The sequence below is a fragment of the Larkinella soli genome (genome assembly GCF_003703975.1).
GTDB lineage: Bacteria > Bacteroidota > Bacteroidia > Cytophagales > Spirosomataceae > Larkinella > Larkinella soli.
In genome coordinates, this window is record NZ_QTJY01000013.1 from 121,496 (window position 1) to 139,956 (window position 18,461).

The 18,461-nt window shown below is 57.4% G+C and carries 11 protein-coding genes; 6 read left to right on the forward strand and 5 right to left on the reverse strand.

Annotated features, from left to right (window positions below):
- Positions 1-33 precede the first annotated feature (33 nt).
- From DX909_RS21220 to DX909_RS21235, 4 genes are all read left to right on the forward strand, one after another.
- On the forward strand, positions 34-918 hold the full coding sequence (locus tag DX909_RS21220; protein ID WP_128547228.1) for a UDP-2,3-diacylglucosamine diphosphatase: 885 nt from the start codon (positions 34-36) through the stop codon (positions 916-918).
- A gap of 2 nt (positions 919-920) precedes the next feature.
- Entirely contained in the window at positions 921-2,081 is a 1,161-nt protein-coding gene (locus tag DX909_RS21225) for a glycosyltransferase family protein (RefSeq protein WP_128547229.1), read from the forward strand.
- Positions 2,082-2,177: 96 nt separating this feature from the next.
- Positions 2,178-3,437, forward strand: coding sequence for an exonuclease SbcCD subunit D C-terminal domain-containing protein (locus DX909_RS21230; protein WP_128547230.1), 1,260 nt, complete (start codon positions 2,178-2,180; stop codon positions 3,435-3,437).
- Complete coding sequence (locus DX909_RS21235; protein ID WP_128547231.1) at positions 3,409-6,489, forward strand: AAA family ATPase; 3,081 nt, start codon at positions 3,409-3,411, stop codon at positions 6,487-6,489. The genes DX909_RS21230 and DX909_RS21235 overlap by 29 nt, the downstream gene beginning before the upstream one ends.
- A 59-nt stretch (positions 6,490-6,548) precedes the next feature.
- Here DX909_RS21235 and DX909_RS21240 read toward each other — a convergent pair whose 3' ends face one another.
- On the reverse strand, positions 6,549-7,391 hold the full coding sequence (locus tag DX909_RS21240; RefSeq protein ID WP_128547232.1) for an enoyl-ACP reductase FabI: 843 nt from the start codon (positions 7,389-7,391) through the stop codon (positions 6,549-6,551).
- 106 nt (positions 7,392-7,497) lie between these two features.
- Entirely contained in the window at positions 7,498-8,874 is a 1,377-nt protein-coding gene (locus DX909_RS21245; RefSeq protein WP_374755872.1) for a methyltransferase RsmF C-terminal domain-like protein, read from the reverse strand.
- A 275-nt stretch (positions 8,875-9,149) separates the two neighbouring features.
- Between DX909_RS21245 and DX909_RS21250 the strand changes: the two genes are divergently transcribed.
- Both DX909_RS21250 and DX909_RS21255 read left to right on the forward strand, forming a co-directional pair.
- Positions 9,150-12,353 (forward strand): SusC/RagA family TonB-linked outer membrane protein, encoded by a 3,204-nt coding sequence (locus tag DX909_RS21250; protein WP_128547233.1) that lies wholly within the window; start codon positions 9,150-9,152, stop codon positions 12,351-12,353.
- Between the two features lie 40 nt (positions 12,354-12,393).
- Positions 12,394-13,845, forward strand: coding sequence for a SusD/RagB family nutrient-binding outer membrane lipoprotein (locus DX909_RS21255; RefSeq protein WP_128547234.1), 1,452 nt, complete (start codon positions 12,394-12,396; stop codon positions 13,843-13,845).
- A 60-nt stretch (positions 13,846-13,905) separates the two neighbouring features.
- On the opposite strand, the gene lon is transcribed toward DX909_RS21255, so the two are convergent.
- From lon to rseP, 3 genes are all read right to left on the reverse strand, one after another.
- Complete coding sequence (lon, locus tag DX909_RS21260; RefSeq protein WP_128547235.1) at positions 13,906-16,419, reverse strand: endopeptidase La; 2,514 nt, start codon at positions 16,417-16,419, stop codon at positions 13,906-13,908.
- 202 nt (positions 16,420-16,621) lie between these two features.
- The gene (locus DX909_RS21265; RefSeq protein ID WP_229311134.1) at positions 16,622-17,152 is read right to left on the reverse strand and encodes a DUF6702 family protein; all 531 of its coding nucleotides are present in this window, start codon (positions 17,150-17,152) and stop codon (positions 16,622-16,624) included.
- Entirely contained in the window at positions 17,127-18,443 is a 1,317-nt protein-coding gene (rseP, locus tag DX909_RS21270) for an RIP metalloprotease RseP (protein WP_128547236.1), read from the reverse strand. The genes DX909_RS21265 and rseP overlap by 26 nt, the downstream gene beginning before the upstream one ends.
- Positions 18,444-18,461: the final 18 nt, after the last annotated feature.

The window sequence follows — 18,461 nt, forward strand, 5'->3', positions numbered from 1 at the left end:
TACCCACCTCATAATCAATGGGTACTTTCGATTATGAAACAAAGCACACATTTCCGAACCATTGTTATTTCGGATGTGCATCTCGGTACGAGCGGGTCGAAGGCAAAAGAAGTAACAGACTTTCTAAAGTACTACAGTTGCCAGAAATTAATTCTCAACGGTGACATCATCGACGGCTGGCAGCTGCGCCGTAGCGGGAAATGGAAAAAGAAGCATACGGCGTTCTGGCGGGCAGTGCTGAAAGCCATGGACAAGCATGATACGAAGGTCATCTACCTGCGCGGTAACCACGACGATTTTCTGGACCAGATCATGCCCCTGAAAGTCGGAGGCCATTTCTCAATCCGCAAAGATTATGTGCTGACCTCCGGCCCGAAAAAGTACTACATCACCCACGGCGACGTGTTCGATACGGTCACCAGCCAGATGAAGTGGCTGGCTTACCTCGGCGACATCGGCTATACGTTTCTCCTCTGGCTCAACAAAGTGTATAACAATTACCGGGCCTGGCGGGGCCTGGCCTATTACTCGCTGTCCCAGCAGATCAAGCACAAAGTCAAGCAGGCCGTCAGTTACATCTCGGATTTCGAGGAAAAACTCACCGAACTGGCCAAAGCCCGGAACTGCGACGGCGTCATCTGCGGACACATTCACCAGCCGGCCATCCGCAGCTTCGGCGACCTGACGTATATGAACTCCGGCGATTGGGTCGAGTCGATGAGTGCGCTGGTCGAGGATCACGAGGGGAAGTGGAGCCTGCTGTATTACACCTCCGAGCTTGAAAAGGCCGAAGCCCAGCCGGATTTCAATCTTGCCGGTTCCTACGATCTCCCTCCCATCAGCCCGGAAATGCCGCTTCGGCGCATTAACGGCTACAACCGACACTATGCCGACCCGCATCAGACGGTCGAAGAGTGACTATGAAGCGATTTCTGTTCATCGTGCAGGGTGAAGGACGGGGCCATCTGACGCAGGCCCTGTCGATGGCCCAGATTCTCCGCCGGGCCGGCCATGAGCTGGTTTCCGTCGTGGTCGGGACGGCCCACGGCCGACCGGTGCCCGAATTTTTCACGACGCAGATCGACGCGCCGGTCGAAACCTTCCACAGCCCCTCCCTGAGCTACCACCCCGTGACGCAGGCCCTCGACCTGGGCGTTACGATGCGGGACGTCTTCCGCTACCCCGGACGGTATATTCGAAGCATTCGTTTTCTGAACCGGGCGTTCCGGGAGCGGCAGCCCGACGTCATCGTCAACTTCTACGACGTGTTGGGCGGCATGGCCTATGCGCTTACCCGGCCTGCCGCTCCGCTGGTGTGCGTCGGCCACCAGTATCTGATGCTGCACCCCGATTTCGTGTTTCCGAAGGGGCGGCTTCTGGACCGCTGGCTGGTCAACCTGAACACCCGACTGACCTCGCTCGGCGCGGCCCGGCGGCTGGCCCTTTCCTTCCGGCCCCTGCCCGACCGCCCCACGCAGCGCATCCGGGTGGTTCCGCCCCTGCTGCGCCAGGAGGTGCTGGACCTCGGTCCGAAAACCGGCCACTACCTGCTGGCGTACTTCAACCAGCCCGGCCTGAGCGACTGGCTCGAAGAGACCCACCGCCGGCATCCGGAGATCGAAATGCGGCTTTTTAAACCCGGAGTGGAACAACCCGTGATCCGGCAGGACGCCACGCTGTCGTTCCACCGCATCGACGGGTCGGCTTTTCTGGAGCAGATGGCCCACTGCCGGGCGCTGGTCACCACGGCGGGTTTCGAATCGGTCTGCGAAGCCCTGTATCTGGGCAAACCCACCCTGATGATTCCGATGCCGGGGCATTATGAGCAGGCCTGCAATGCCGTCGACGCCCGCCTGGCCGGTGCCGGAGTGGCCGCTGACCGATTCGACCTCGATCTGCTGCTCGGATACCTCCCCCACCACGACCCGAAAGCCGGTGATGCGTTCCGGGTCTGGCACAGCCGGGGAGCCGCCCTGATCGTTTCGGCGCTCGAATCTTCGGAAACGCCCCCGGCCAAACCTTTTCGCCCCCAGCCGGTATTCAGTTTCAATTCTTTACGACAGAAGATGGCCTTCCGGTAAGCGCCCACACCGACCGCCGGCAGTCATTTTACCCGCAGGCTCCGCAGACACTTTGGGAAATTTTGTTTAATTTCCCCATGTTAATTGTCGGCATTAATGAAGATTCTGCATACGGCGGACTGGCACCTCGGAAAACGGCTCTACAAACACGACCTCCTCGACGACCATGTGCGGTTCCTCGACTGGCTGGCTGAAACGGTAGAAAGCCGCCAGATCGACGTCCTCCTGATTTCGGGTGATGTGTTCGATTCGACCAATCCCAATGACGGGTCGATGCAGCTTTATTACCAGTTTCTGACCCGAATGCTGCCGCTGGAACGGAAAATCATCATCACCGGCGGAAACCATGACTCCCCGACGAAGCTCAACGCGCCGAAGGAACTGCTCCGGCACCTGAACATTCACGTCGTCGGCTGCACGACCGGCGATTGCCTCGAAGAAGTCATCCGGCTTTCCGACGGCTCCACGGACCTGCTCGTGGCGGCCGTGCCGTACCTGCGCGAAAGCGATCTCCGGCAGTCGATTTCCGGCCAGGCCTACGAAGAACGCATCGAAGCCCTGCGGATGGGCATTCGAAACCATTACGAACGCATCATCGACCACTGCCATACCGAATACCGGGATGTGCCGATCCTGGCGATGGGCCACCTGTACGTCAACGGAGCCACGATCTCGGAGAGCGAACGCGAGATCCATGCCGTGGGCGGGCAGGCCGCCTTTTCGTCCGAGCATTTTCCGGCCGGGTTCGATTACGTGGCGCTGGGACATATTCACGTGCCGCAGCAGATCGGAATGGACGGAACCGTGCGTTACAGCGGCTCCCCGATCCCGCTGAGCTTCGGCGAGCGCGACAACCGGCACCAGCTGCTGGAACTGACCGTGGAAAACGGCAAAATCCGGACCATCGACTCCATTCCGGTGCCCCGCTTCCGGTCGCTTCGTCAGGTCGCCGGTACGCTCGACGCCGTTCGGGAAACGCTGGAAACGCTGGATGAAACCGACGCGCTGACCACCCTCGTCGAAGTGCTGGTGGAAGAAGAAAACGAAAGCCTGAGCGTCCGGCAGCATTTCGAGCAGCTGCGTCGCGAATACGCCCGTGCTCCCTTCCAGATTGCCAAATCCCGACTGACCTTCCGCAACCGGCTCAAGGGACTGGAAGCCCTCTATGTAGCCGATACTCAGCTTCAGGATCTGACGTACCTCGACGTCTTTGCCCGGCGGCTGGATGCCTCGCTGGTCGAGGGAGAGGAGCGGACGGTTCTGATGGAAACCTATAAACAACTGTATCGTCTGATTACGGAACAGGCGGCCCAACCCGTCGTACTGCATGAAAATCCGACAGATCCGCTTTCGTAACATCAACTCCTTTTACGGTGAACACCCACCGATCCGGTTCACCGATGGCCTGCTGAGCAGCACCGGTCTGTTCATTATCACCGGCCCGACCGGCGCCGGCAAATCCACCCTGCTGGACGTCATCACGCTGGCGCTGTTCAACCGGGTGCCGCGCATTTCGGGGGCGATCTCTCTGACCAATATCGTCGAGGAAGGAATCATCGTCAACCAGAATGCCGCCCGGGAACCCGGTGCCGCGGCTTATGCGGAGGTCGAATACGAGGTCGGCGGACATTGTTACCGGTCGCGCTGGTCGATCAAGAAAAACCGCAACGGCAACTGGAACAACTATGAGATGGAAATCGCCCTCCTGCCCGAAGGCCAGGGCGAAGGGCTGCTTCTGCCGATCAGGGGATTGAGCGAGTTTCCGAAGAAGAACGAGGAACTGATCGGCCTGACCTACGACCAGTTCGTCCGTTCGATCGTACTGGCCCAGGGCGCGTTCGACCAGTTTCTGAAAGCCAGAGCCGCCGAGCGGAGCAAAATGCTCGAACGGATTACCGGCACGGAAATCTACCGGCAGCTGAGCCAGCGGGCGCACCTGGTCAACCGGTCGTTTGAAGAGCGGATTGCCGACAAACGGAAAGAAACCGGCCTGATCACCATTCTGACCGATGAAGAAGTCGAATCGCTGAAGCAGCAGCAGGACGAAGTTAACCAGCGTCTGAAAGTACTCACGAAGGAGATCGAGTTTCTGACCGCCGAGGAAACGCAGCTTCGGAAAATGGCTGAAGCCGAAGAGCAACTCACCCTTCTTGCCGGACGCGAACAGACCCTGCAGCGAAAACAGGAGGAATTTGCTCCGGAAGCCGAACGGCTTGCCCGGCACGAGCAGGTCGCCGACCTCGCCACCGACCTGTCCAATCTCGCGGCTCTCGAAAAAAACCGGGATCGTGAACAGCAGAATCAGAACAATGCCCGCCGGACGGTCGAGCGGCTGGAGCAGGACCTGGCCCAGCTGGTCGGGCAGGCCCGGCAACTCACCCACCGGCCGGCGCTGGACCGGCACGGTTTTCTCCAGGAAGTAGCCGCTTTTCAGTCGACCATTCAGGATCTGGTTCAGCAAATCAAAGCGGAAGGCGAAAAAGCGACTCAACCCATACAGAACATCAAAAGTACCCTGAGCCGGGCCACCGATCCCTGGTTCCGGACGCTCGATCCGAAGCAGATCGGGGAATCGGCCCGGCAGGTAACCGCCCGTCAGCAGGAAGTCGGGGTGACGCTGGTCCAGCTGGAGCAGGAATACCCGGCTTTGTCGCCGGAAACGATCGGGCGCGAAATCGATTTGCTGGTAGAGCAGGAAAGCAACCTGTCGGGGCTGCATGCCGCCCTGCAGGAACAGCAGAACCGCCTGGGCGACGGCATGAACCTGAACGGCCAGATCAACGAGTATGCCGACCAGATTCAGAAAGAGCAGCCGCAGCTGGAACTTCTGGGAAGGGAACTAAAGGATCTGGAAGACCGGCGGGCGAGTATCGAGCAGCAAAAGATACGGCTCGCGCAGGAAGCCGATCTGGACGAACTACGAAAAGCCCTGAAGAGTGGGGAACCCTGTCCCCTCTGCGGTTCTCCTGACCACCCCTACGCCCAGCACTATGTCAATCAGGTCGGGCGGCTGGAACTGGACCTGCAACTGGTCCATGCTGAACTGAAAGCCAAAAAGGATCAATATGACGCCCTCCACAGCCGGCTGATTCAAACCGAATCGACCCGAACGGCCCTGGTCGAACAGCGGGACCGGCTCCGAAAGCTCTATACCGAAAAACGGGTCCAGATTTCGGAGCAGCTGACCGCCCTGGCGCTGGATTCGTCGCTGACCCCCGAACAACTGATCGATCAGCAGCAACTGATTCGAGTGAAACGCCAGGAGCTGAACACCCTGCACTCGCTCTGGGAACAGGACACCACCCTGCGACGGCTGGTCGACGACTTCGGGACCATTCAGAAGAGTACGGCCGAGGTGCAGCGGCTGGAGCGGGAAAAAGCCGCCCTGTTCGATGGAGACGACATCCGGCCGGTCTGCGAAGCACTCAACCGACGCTTCAATCAGCTGACGACCGATCTCGCCACGCAGACAAGCCTGCTCAATACCGCCCTTGGGGCTTCCCAGGACTATGACCGGCAATTGACGGACCTGACCGAAGCGCTGCAGCCGATTTTGCGGGAACGCGGTCTGGCCGATATCGCTTCGGCCCGGGCGGGCCTGCTCGACAGCCCGGCCCTCCGACGGCTTCAGGACCGGAAAAATGAACTCGAGAAGGAACTGTTCGACGTTCAGCGAAAGCGCGGGGAAGAAACCGCCCGTCGACTGGAGGCTGTCCAAAACCGCAAAACCGACCTGCCGCCCGAAGAAATTGCCCGGCAACTGAAAGAACTGAAGCAGGAAGAACGACACAAGATCGAACGGCTGGGTTATTTCAAAAACCAGATTGAAAACGACGGAAAGGAGCGTAAAAAACTCAAAAAAATCGGCGTGGAACTGGCAAAGCTGGAAACGGAAGCCCGCCCCTGGCGGGAACTGGACCGGCTGATCGGCAGCGCGAGAGGGGATGAATACAGTAAATTTGCCCAGGGACTGACCCTGATGCAGCTGATCGGTCTGGCGAACCGCCGGCTGAAAGACCTCTCTGACCGGTATCTGCTCCTCAAACCGCGCGACGGCCAGGACGAGCTGTACGTGCTGGACCTGTATCAGGGCAGTACGGAACGGTCGGTTTCCAGTCTTTCGGGGGGTGAAACATTTACGCTGAGCCTTGCCCTGGCGCTGGGCCTTTCCGATCTGGCGTCCCGTAACGTGCAGATCGACAGCCTGTTCATCGACGAAGGCTTCGGTACGCTCGACCCCGAATCGCTCGATACGGCCATTGCCATGCTCGAAAAGCTCCAGCACGACAGCAAAAAGACCATCGGCATCATTTCTCACCGCCACGAGATCAAGGAGCGCATCAGCATCCAGATTCAGGTGGAGAAAGGCATGGACGGCAATAGTAAAATCCGGGTCGTCGACCTGTAGGCGGTTAAAAAGCGAGAGCCCCGGTTTGTCTTAAACCGGGGCTTCTGCTTTGTAATGATTTATGCGTTATGGTCTTCGTCGAGCTGGTGGGCCTGAATCAGGCGCTGGGCCAGGTCTTCCGAAACGCCCACCCGCGAGAAACCGCCGTCGTGGAAGAGGTTCTGCATGGTCACCATGCGGGTCAGGTCGCTGAACAGCGTGATAACGTAGTTGGCGCAGTCTTCCGCCGAAGCGTTGCCGAGCGGAGCCATAAGCTGAGCGTATTCATAGAACACATCGAACCCGCCGATGCCCGCCCCGGCCGTCGTCACCGTCGGTGATTGGGACACGGTATTGACCCGAACTTTCTTCAGTTTTCCGTAGCGGTAACCGTAGCCCCTGGCAATCGACTCCAGAACGGCTTTAGCGTCGGCCATGTCCGTATAGAAGGCGAACGTCCGCTGGGCGGCAATGTAGCTCAGGGCCACGAAAGAGCCCCATTCGTTCATGGCATCCAGCTTTTCGGCCGTTTGCAGCATCTTATGGAACGAAAGGGCCGACACGTCGAGGCTTTTCTGGTACCACTCGTAGTTCATATCGCCATAAGGCCGGTTCTTGCGGATGTTCGGACTCATGCCGATGGAGTGCAGCACGAAGTCGATCTTGCCGCCCAGAACGTCCATGGAACGGTTATACAGGTTTTCGATGTCTTCCACCACCGTGGCGTCGGCGGGAATGATCTCAGCCTCGCACTGTTCGGCGAGCTGTTTGATGGCCCCCATCCGCATCGCGATCGGTGCGTTGGAGAGCGTGAAGGTGGCGCCTTCTTCCTTTGCTTTCAGTGCTACTTTCCAGGCAATGGACTTCTCGTCCAGTGCCCCGGTAATGATCCCGCGCTTTCCTTTCAGTAATCCGTAAGCCATTTCTTTAAGTTTACAGTTTTTGCTTATAAAACGGCTGGGTTACCGTTTCGTAAGGCGGCCAAAGTAACTACTTTTTTTTGATAAGCCAATGCCTTTTCGCTCAGGTTCAGTACTCCCGGATGTCCATCCGAATACGCCAGTCTTTGGGCAGGTAGTTGTTGACCCGGCTTCCGATCCCTTTGAGCCAGCCCAGATTCAGCCCTTCGTAACGCGCCAGCAGCCAGCCCTTTACGGACGAATCCAGCACCAGGTTCTCCTTTTTGAAAAACCGCAGCGAATCCTCCCGGTTCAGATCGACGGCCGGGAGGTCTTCGGAAACGGCGGTGCTGAGGGCGAGCGCATGGGACGGTATGAAGTCGTTCCCTTTAAAAACGCCCATTTCCAGCCCGAAGCCCTTATTATATAAAGCCGCATCCAGGATGCGCAGATCGGCCGAGAGGACCTCCGGCAGCGCAAATACCTCCAGGTTCGGTTTGATGTAAAAGGAAAAAGCGTCCGGCTGCCGCAGAAACGGCTTCACGGCCGGAATCTGCCGGGCCGGCAGCGGCTTCAGCGACCGGAAAGCCCGGGGAACGGGCGTCGGTGCCCCAGTCCGGTTCCTGTTTTTGAACAGGCTGAGAAAGAAGCCCTCTCCTTTCACCCGATGCGGGTAACACTGGTAGCCGGAAACGCCGTTGCGGCTTTTCTCAACCACGCCCCAGACGTCGGGAAATTCCAGCTTGATGCTTTCCAGCCCCTGCTGATGCAGCCAGTCGGCATTGTTCAGATTTTCTTCGTCGTTATACGTACAGGTGCTGAACACGAGCAGACCCCCCTCCTGAAGCAACGGGAGGGCCGCCGAGAGGATGCGCTGCTGGCGGCCGGCACACAGGGCGACGTTCTCTTCGGACCACTCCAGCGTTGCGTCGGGGTCTTTCCGAAAGAGCCCTTCCCCGGAACAGGGAGCGTCGACCAGGACGATGTCGAAAAAGCCGGCCAGGGCACCGAACTCCTCCGGATCATGGTGACTGACGGCCACGTTCGGGTAACCCCATTTCTCCATGTTCTCCCGCAGCACCGGCACCCGGCTACGGATCACCTCGTTGCAGACCAGGAGGCTGTCGTTTGTCAGCAGGGAGGCCAGCAGGGTACTTTTTCCGCCCGGCGCAGCACACAGGTCCAGCACCCTCAGTGGTCGATGAAGCCGGGCGGTTCGGCGCAGGGCGTCGGCCAGCAGCATGGAGGAAGCTTCCTGAACGTAATAGGCACCGGCCTGAAACAGAGGGTCCAGCGTGAAAACCGGCCGCTCGGGCAGGTAAAATCCTTCCGGACACCAGGCCACGGGTTCCGCGTCCTTCCTCTGCCAAACATTCTTCTGCGGATTGACCCGGATACTAACCGGAACAGGCTCGGTAAGGGCTGCGGTAAATACCGGGTATTCGGCACCCAGCTGAGCCTGCATCCGCTGCCTGAACGGAACCGGTAAAGTGGTGTTTATCATCATACAAATATATAATTCTTCCCGTTTTTCACCGGAAGCAAGCCGTTCCTACGATAAGGTTTCACCGATCCTGAGAAAATTTTTTTCTAAAAAATTAACATCTTGTATATCAACATTTTACCTAATAAAAAACAATCTTTTGGCTTAGTTGTTTTTACTTATTGAAGGATGTCACCAGAATAATATTTTGCATTAACAAATATTGACAAAACAAATTATTCTGATAACTTGACCGCCTGATTTTAGAGTACCAATTATCATTAACCTAAGCTAAAAACATGTTGAAACGTTTACTGATTGCCTTATTGTGCCTGTACGGTACGATAGGAGCTTCCTATGCCCAATCACGAACGATTTCGGGCAAAGTGACCTCGGGAGAAGACGGCTCTCCACTTCCCGGAGTCAACATTGTGGTGAAAGGCACATCGCGAGGAGCCACCACAAACTCAACCGGCGATTACACGATCAATGTCTCCGAAGACGCCGGAACGCTTACCTTCTCATTTATCGGATTTAAATCGACGGATGTTGCCATCGGCAACCGCACGACCCTGGACGTCGTTCTCCAGCCGGATGCCTCGACTCTTCAGGAAGTGGTCGTGACGGCTTTAGGCATTTCGCGGGAGAAAAAAGCCCTGAACTATTCCGTTCAGGACATCAAGCAGGATAAGCTGAACATCGCCCGCGACCAGAACGTCGGCAACGCCCTTGCCGGTAAAATCGCCGGCGTGCAGGTGCTGGGGCAGTCGGCCGCCAAGTTCGGCAGTCCTAGCATCCGCATCCGGGGCGTCAACTCCCTGACGGGCGGAGATCCGCTCTATGTCGTGGACGGAACACCGACGGACATCAGCCAGGTCAACATGGACGATGTGGAGACCCTGTCCGTCCTGAAAGGCCCTTCAGCGACGGCCCTGTACGGAAACCGGGCTTCGGCGGGGGTCATCGTCATCACGACGAAACGCGCCAAATCCGGCGAAACCCGACTCGACCTGAACCACAGCACGACGCTCGACATGGTGGGTATGCTGCCCGAATATCAGAACGAATACGGGGGCGGTTACTCGCAGGAGTGGGCAACCTTTCAGTTCGACCCGAAAATCCACCCGGCAGCCTGGGCTTCCTTCAACGGGCAGAAGATCCTGGATTATTCGGCCGACGAAAGCTGGGGGCCGCGTCTGGACGGCTCTCCGCACCGCTCCGCCTTCTCCTGGCAGCAGGGCCCGGAGTTCGGCCAGCTGACGCCGTATTCCCCGCAGCCCAACAACGTTCGGGAATTTTTCGACAAACCGATCAGCCATAATACCAACATCGCCTTCTCGAAGGGTACGGAAAACTTCCAGAGCCGGATTTCGTACACGCACATTATCAACAACGGGATCATCCCGAATTCATCGCAAACCCGGGATTACATCAGCGCCCGGAATACCATTCTGCTCGGAAAAGCGTTGACGGCCAACTTGAACGTCAACTACACGGCCATGCAGACGACCAACCTGCCGGCCGACCGCTACGGTTCTACGGGGGGTACGACGCCGACCAACAGCCCGCTGAGTATCTCCAACGCAACGCTGAACGGTTACAACCAGACCGTCGGTTCGTTCAACCAGTGGTTTCAGCGTCAGCTTCGCATGGATGACCTCCGCAATTACAGGAACCCCGACGGAACCTTCCGCAGCTGGAACATCGGCAGCCCGATCGACCCGCGGCCAAAATACTGGGACAGCCCTTTTACGCAGGTTTATGAAAACACGAATACCAACCGCAGCGACCGGCTGTTCGGGGATTTCGGTCTGACCTATCAGTTCACTCCGTTCCTTAAGGCCTCGGCCACCGTGCGTCGTGACCAGAACTACTTCACGCAGGAAGGCCGCATTGCACAGGGAACGCTGAACGCCGGTGGTCAGGGTGCCTATTCGACCTTCACGGCCGGCGCACGGGAGAACAACTACGAAGTGCTGGTCAACTACAACCAGGAACTCGCCGACTTCTCCCTGGTCGCAAACGCGGGCGGTAACATCCGTTACAACCGCATCGACGGTCTGTTCCAGGCCACGGTAGGCGGTCTTTCGGCCCCGAACTTCTACAACATCGCGGCCTCGATCAACCGTCCGCTCGCCAACAACTACCTGTTCGAGCGTCAGGTGAACAGCTTGTTCGGAAACGTCAGCATCGGTTATAAGGACTTCGTTTTCGTAGAAGCTTCTCTGCGCAACGACTGGTCGTCGACGCTGCCCAAGGCCAACAACTCCTACCTGTACCCGGCGGTATCGGCCGGTCTGGTCTTCTCCGAGCTGATTCCGCAGAATACGATCCTGTCCTACGGAAAGATCCGCGCCGGTTATGCGCAGGTCGGAACGGATGTCGGGCCTTATCAGACGGCCCTGTCCTACAACTCCGGTACGGCTTACGGCAGCAACGCCACCCTGTCCCTGCCCACGACCCTGCCCAACTCGAACCTGCAGCCGGGCCTGTCGTCCTCGTATGAAGCCGGTATCGACCTGCGTTTCCTGGGGAACCGGCTCGGTCTGGAGTTCACGGCGTACCGCAACGACAACAAGAACCAGATCATCCCGGTCCCGGTGACGCCGACCAGCGGGTATACGAACGCCGTCATTAACGCCGGTCTGATCCAGACCAGCGGTCTGGAACTGCACATCTATGCCAACCCGGTCAAAACCACTTCCGGATTCAGCTGGGAGTTCGACATCAACGCCGACCGCAACCGCTCCAGGGTCGTCAAGCTAATCGATGGGTTGACCAACTATCAGATCGACGGTCCGCAGTGGCGCACGCTGACGCTGAATGCCCGCGAAGGCGAAGACTGGGGTCTGCTCGTCGGCCAGGGCATCAAGAAGCTGAACGGCCAGCCGGTGGTTTACAGCAGCGGCCCGAATGCCGGTCTGTACGTCAAGGAAGAAAACGTGCCGCTGGGCACCGTTTTGCCGAAGTTCAAAGGCGGCTGGTTGAACACGCTGACCTACAGGAACCTGACGATGCGGATCAACACCGACTTCGTCGTCGGCGGGAAGTTCTTCTCGACCACCAAGATGTTCAATAACTACTCCGGGCTGGGTGCCGAAACGGCCGGTCTGAACGAACTGGGTAAACCGAAGCGGGATGATCCGGCCACCGGCGGTGGTATTCTGCTGCCGGGCGTCAACGAGGAAGGCCAGCCCAACACCACACGGGTCGATGCGCAGAATCTGTACGCAAACTGGCTCTTTGCCCTGAACGAGTACTGGATCTACGATAAGAGCTACGTGAAGCTGCGGGAAATTTCGCTGGGTTATACCCTGCCGAGAAACGTTCTGGGCCGCTGGGTCAAGTCGGCCAACATTTCGTTCATCGCCCGTAACCCGCTGTTGATTTTCAGCAAGATCGGTGGTGGTATCGACATTTCGGAATCGGAGACGCTGTGGTATGAAGGCGGTCAGCTGCCGCCGGTGCGGTCGTTCGGTGTCAACCTGCGTCTTGGTTTCTAATTCCGCTTAATCCAAGTTAACACATTTCAAAACAGACATTATGAAAGGGTTCAAGTCCATAGTTTTTGCAGGTTTGATGCTGACGGCAGGAGCCTGTAACGATTTTGAGGAGATGAACGTCAACCCGAACAACCCGCTGCTGCCTAACACGGCCAGCCTGTTTACGGGTGCGATACGGACCGTGGGAACCATGAACAGCCAGGTCGGTCCGGCCGGTTTCAACATCACCCCGGCCCTGTACGTTCAGCAGTTCGGTGACGTTACGTACATCGAGGATTCGCGCTATAAGACGATCAATTTCAGCTACAACGGCCTGTATTCCGGTCCTCTGGTCAACCTGCAGGCTATCATCGATCAGAACACGAACGAGAACACGAAGGCCAGCGTCGCCATCTACGGGTCCAACAACAACCAGATTGCCATCGCCCGGATTCTGAAAGCGTATATCTACCAGTGGATGACCGACCGCTGGGGCGATATTCCGTATTCGCAGGCGCTCAAGGGAGACCAGAACTTCTCACCGGCGTTCGACAAGCAGCAGGATATTTACAACGACCTCTTCAAGGAGTGGAAGGAAGCGGCCGCCCAGTTCGACAACGGCGCGACGGTTCAGGGAGATATTCTGCTCAGCGGCAACGTGGCCCGCTGGAAGAAGTTCGCAGCCTCCCTGCGGATGATTGCTGCCCTGCGTCTGTCCAAAGTCGATCCGGCCAAAGGCAAGGCGGAGTTTGCGTCCGCCCTGGCCGACGGGGTGCTGGCCTCCAATGCCGACAATGTCCGGTATACGTTCCTGGCGGACGCCAATAACGAAAACCCGCTCTATACCAACTATGTACGGAGTAACCGGAAAGACTTCGCCGTCAGCAACACCTTCGTCGATTATCTGAAGAAGGTCAACGACCCGCGTCTGACCTATATGGCCGCTCCGAACCAGAAGGGTGAGTATGTCGGGGTTCCCTACGGCGTTTTCCCGGCTGCCGGACCGGCCCAGAACTTTTCGCTGGCCGCTTCGACGGTGGCTGCCCAGGCGGCCCCGGTCAACATCATGACCTACGCACAGGTGCAGTTTGCCCAGGCCGAAGCCGCCAAGCTGGGCTGGATTACGGGTACGCCGAAAACGCTGTATGAATCAGGTGTGAAAGCGTCCCTCCAGCAGTGGATGGGCGCCAATTATACCGATGCCGCCTACAATACCTACATTGCTCAGCCCGATGTCGCCTACGACGATGCCAAAGCCATCGAGCAGATTTCGACCCAGCGCTGGATCGCCCTGTTTTTTCAGGGCACCGAAGCTTGGTCGGAGTGGCGGAGAACCGGCTTCCCGGTGCTGAGACCGGCGGCTTCTACCCTGAACGGCGGAACGGCCATTCCGCGCCGGCTGGCTTACCCGGTATCGACGGAAGGAACACTGAACACCGAAAATTATAACGCGGTGATCGCCCGGCAGGGGAAAGACGATCCGTATACGCGGGTCTGGTGGGATAAACCCTGATCCGACCGGCATAAAAAAGAGCCTCAGCAATCGCTGAGGCTCTTTTTTATGATTGTTATATTAAAGCCGGGGGGCCGCCACGACCTCCACGTCGCGCTCTCTGGTTTCCCGCTCTTTTTCCTCCGGAAAGACAAATTTCATCGGCTGGCGTACCTGCTGCGGCAGCAGGGCCACTTCCAGCACCTGATCGACCGTATCCACATAATGAATGGTCAGGTCTTTGATATAATCCCGGTTGATTTCCTCGACGTCCTTGCGGTTTTTCGAGCAAAGCAGGATCTCCCGGACACCCGCCCGATTGGCGGCCAGAATCTTCTCCTTGATTCCGCCGACCGGCAGTACCTTGCCCCGGAGCGTGACTTCTCCGGTCATGGCCAGAAACGGCTTCACCTTCCGCTGGGTATAGATCGACGCCATCGACGTCAGCATCGTAATCCCCGCCGAGGGACCGTCTTTCGGTACGGCACCGGCCGGAACGTGAACGTGCAGGTCATAGTGGGAAAAGACCCGGTAATCGAGTCCCATCTGGTCGGCATGGGCTTTCAGGTACGACAGTGCGGTCACGGCCGACTCCTTCATGACGTCGCCGAGCTGGCCGGAGAGCGTCAGACCGCCTTTTCCGCGGCTCAGGCTCGACTCGATGAACAGGATTTCACCGCCCACCTGCGTCCAGGCCAGACCCGTCACGATTCCGGCAATTTCATCGTCGGAATACAGATCACGGTCGAAAATCTCGGCACCCAGCATCTTCGGCACGTCGACAGGCCGGATGGTTTTGGGATATTCCTCTTCCAGCGCGATGGATTTGGCAACTTTCCGCACCAGCGCCCCGATTTTCTGCTCCAGACTCCGCACCCCCGATTCGCGGGTATATCCCTCGATGATGCGCTGGATGGCCTTGTCGTCGACCACGAGGTCTTTCGGTTTCAGGCCGTGTTCTTTCCGCTGTTTCGGAATGAGGTATTTTTTGGCGATCTGGATTTTTTCCTCGACGGTATAGCCGGTCAGCTCGATAATCTCCATCCGGTCGCGCAGGGCCGGGTGGATGGTATCGAGCGAGTTGGCCGTCGCGATGAACAGCACCCTCGACAGGTCGTATTCGACTTCGAGGTAGTTGTCCATGAAGGTTGAATTCTGTTCCGGATCCAGCACTTCCAGCAGGGCCGACGACGGGTCGCCCCGGAAGTCGGAACTCACCTTGTCGATCTCGTCCAGGATAAAAACCGGGTTCGAGGAGTCGCTTTTTTTGATGTTCTGGACAATCTTACCCGGCATGGCACCGATGTAGGTCTTTCGGTGGCCGCGTATCTCGGCTTCGTCGTGAACCCCTCCGAGGGCCATCCGCACATACTTCCGGCCGAGCGCCTTCGCCACCGACCGGCCCAGTGAGGTCTTGCCCACGCCCGGAGGGCCGTAGAGGCAGAGGATCGGGGCCTTCATGTCGTTTTTCAGCTTCAGAACGGCCAGGTATTCGATGATTCGTTCTTTCACCTTTTCGAGCCCGAAATGGTCACCGTCGAGGATTTTCTGCGCCCGCTTGAGGTCGAAGTTGTCTTTGGTATGGTCGTTCCAGGGCAGGTCCACCAACAGTTCGATGTAGTTCATCGTCACCGGGTATTCCGGAGCCATCGGGTTGATGCGCTGGAGCTTGTTGAGTTCCTTGTCGAAATGCGCCTGCACGCTCGCCGGCCATTTCTTGCGTGCAGCCCGCATCCGCACCTCCTCCAGGTCGCGGTCGGGGCTGTCCATGCCGAGCTCGTCCTGAAGCACTTTGATCTGCTGCCGCAGGAAATAGTCGCGCTGCTGCTGATCGATGTCGGAACTGGCCTTGGTCTGAATTTCCCGTTTCAGTTCGAGCAGCTGCACGTCGCGCAGCATATATTCGAGCAGCAGGGTCGCCTGCTGGGCGCCCTCGGTAGTTTCAAGGAGTTTCTGCTTATCGGCGACCTCGGCGTTGAGGTTCGACGACAGGAAGTGCATCAGAAACATCGGACTTTCGATATTGTCGAGGGCGATGCGGGCTTCCTGCGGGATTTCCGGGTTCAGCCGGAGGATTTTATAGGCGGATTCTTTCAGCGACTGGATCAGCGCTTTGGACTCTTTCCGGTTCGGATTGGGAAAATGGTCGTCGATCTGCCGCACGTTGGCCGTCAGGAAAGGATCTTCCTGCAGGTAATTGATGATTTCAAACCGTTTTTTGCCCTGGATGATGATGGTGATGTTTCCGTCCGGCAGCGTAATCATTTTGATGATGTACGCCACCGTCCCCAGGCGGTACAGGTCATCGGTCGTCGGTTCGTCTTTCTGCTGATTCGACTGGGCCACAACGCCGATGGTACGGCTTCCCTTATAGGCTCTTTTTACTAACTTGATCGATTTCTGCCGCCCCACCGTTACCGGGATTACCATTCCCGGGAACAACACTGTGTTTCGCACGGGGAGAATGGGTAGATCGCTCGGTACGATATAATCTTCATCGGCATCGTCCGACGAACCCAGTGGAACGATTTCAAGGTTGTCCAGGTCGGACTCCGCCAGCCACAATTGTGTATCGTATTTGCTGCTTACACTCATAATTAGATCCCTGCCAAACTGACAGTCTTAATGTAGTTCTCAGGCGTAATGAATTTGTAAATCCGAAGGTTTATGAATAACGCAAGGGATGTGCCAAAAGTGGTGTGCCATTCATTTAATTCCGGCATCGGCTATATTGACACAAGTAACAAAAAAGGAGATTAATTCCAAAACTCCCGGAGAATCAATAAGTTTGCGGCCTTTACCAGCTTAATTCCTGCAAAGTTGCCCCCTTCCGGAACAGAACAGTTTTCTTCTGCGGCCCGTATGTCACGTTGACCAGATTCACCTGATCGTCAAAGAAATCCGTCAGGACCGATTGCTGGATCTGGCTGCCTTCCACCGGCTCCGGGTAGGGAATTTCGACGTAGATCCAGGTAGCGTCCACCTCCTGTTCCTTCCCCAGATACTGATACGGCTTCCGCTGGCGGCGCGCGTTGCTGAGGGCGAAGTGCTTGCGGAGGTACCGCTCCACCAGCGGATCGTTTTTATCCTTGTCGGCCAGTCGTACACGCTGGCCGTTGTTCTCTTTGGTCAAAGCCTCTTCGAGGTCGTCGGTAAAGACCCGGATGCTGACTTCAAACGTCTTTTGAGCCGTATTGAACTGCATCTGCGTGATGCTGGTATGCACCGGATGCAGCGGCCGGCCGGCCGTCAGCACGAGCAGCCCCAGAAGGCAACTCCCGCCAATCCCTGAAAATACCGGCTTAAAAAACCGCTTTGAAAACATCATTGAAGATCGCAAACGCCATCAGGCCCAACAGAATGACCATACCCACCCGCTGGGCAGCCTCCAGAAAACGGTCGGAGGGTTTGCGGCCGGACACGATTTCGTACAGCAGGAGCGTCGAGTGGCCGCCGTCGAGGGCCGGAATCGGAAGGGCGTTCATGAAAGCCAGAGCCATCGACAGCAGCCCGGTCACGAACCAGAAGCGATCCCACAGCCAGACACCGCCGAACAGGTTCTGGGCGATGCCGATAGGGCCGCTCAGGGCTTTGGAGGCCGAAACGTCGCCCCGGAAGATCTTACCGAAACCCTTGATGTTATCGTACACCACGCCGAACGCCCGCTCGGTTCCCTTCGCGACCGCTTCACCGAAGGTATACTCGACATGGGTCTGCCTCAGGAGGGATTCGACGCCGATGCCGATCTGGCCTTTGTCCGTCACCGAGGTGCGGATGGTGACAGGCTGGTTGCCGCGCCGGACCGTCAGCGTTACCGGCTTGTTGGTATTGGCCCGGATGGCGGCCTGAAACTCGTGATAGAAAGGGGTCGGCCGGCCGTTGACGGCCGTGATGATGTCGCCTTTCTGCAAACCCGACTTTTCGGCGGGCATACCGGGGGCCAGTTCGCCCACCCGGAACGGCTGGATCGGCTCGATAAACTGACCGGCGCTTTTCTTATCGGACAGTTTATCGATGAAGTCATTCGGAATCTCGATGTCGATCAGTTGTCCGTTTCGTTCGACGGTATAGGAACTGTTGGTACCCAGAAATACCTCGGAACTGCGGATGTCGTTAAAATCCCGAAACTCCTTTCCGTTGATTTTGACGATTTTATCACCGGTTTTCAAACCGATCTGCTGCGCCAGATCATAGGCGACGATCCCGTAGCGGGCGTCCTGCGCGGAAAGATAGGTTTCACCGTTCTTATAGGTAAGAGCGATGAAAATGATGATTCCGGTGATGATATTGATGATAATCCCGCCGAGCATGACGATGAGCCGCTGCCACGCCGGTTTGGAGCGAAACTCCCAGGGTTTAGGTTCGCTCTGCATCTGTCTGGTGTCGAGCGATTCGTCGATCATCCCGGAAATCTTGACGAAACCGCCCAGCGGGATAGCCCCCAGACCGTACTCGGTTTCGCCCCGGCGAATGCTCCAGATTTTCGGCGGAAAGCCGATAAAATACTGCTCAACCCGCATTCCAAACATTTTGGCGGCCAGCAAGTGCCCCAGCTCGTGCAACCCCACCAAGATCGACAACCCCAGAATGAGTTGTCCCGCCATTACTGCTATTTCCATTCCGAAACTTTAGATTAC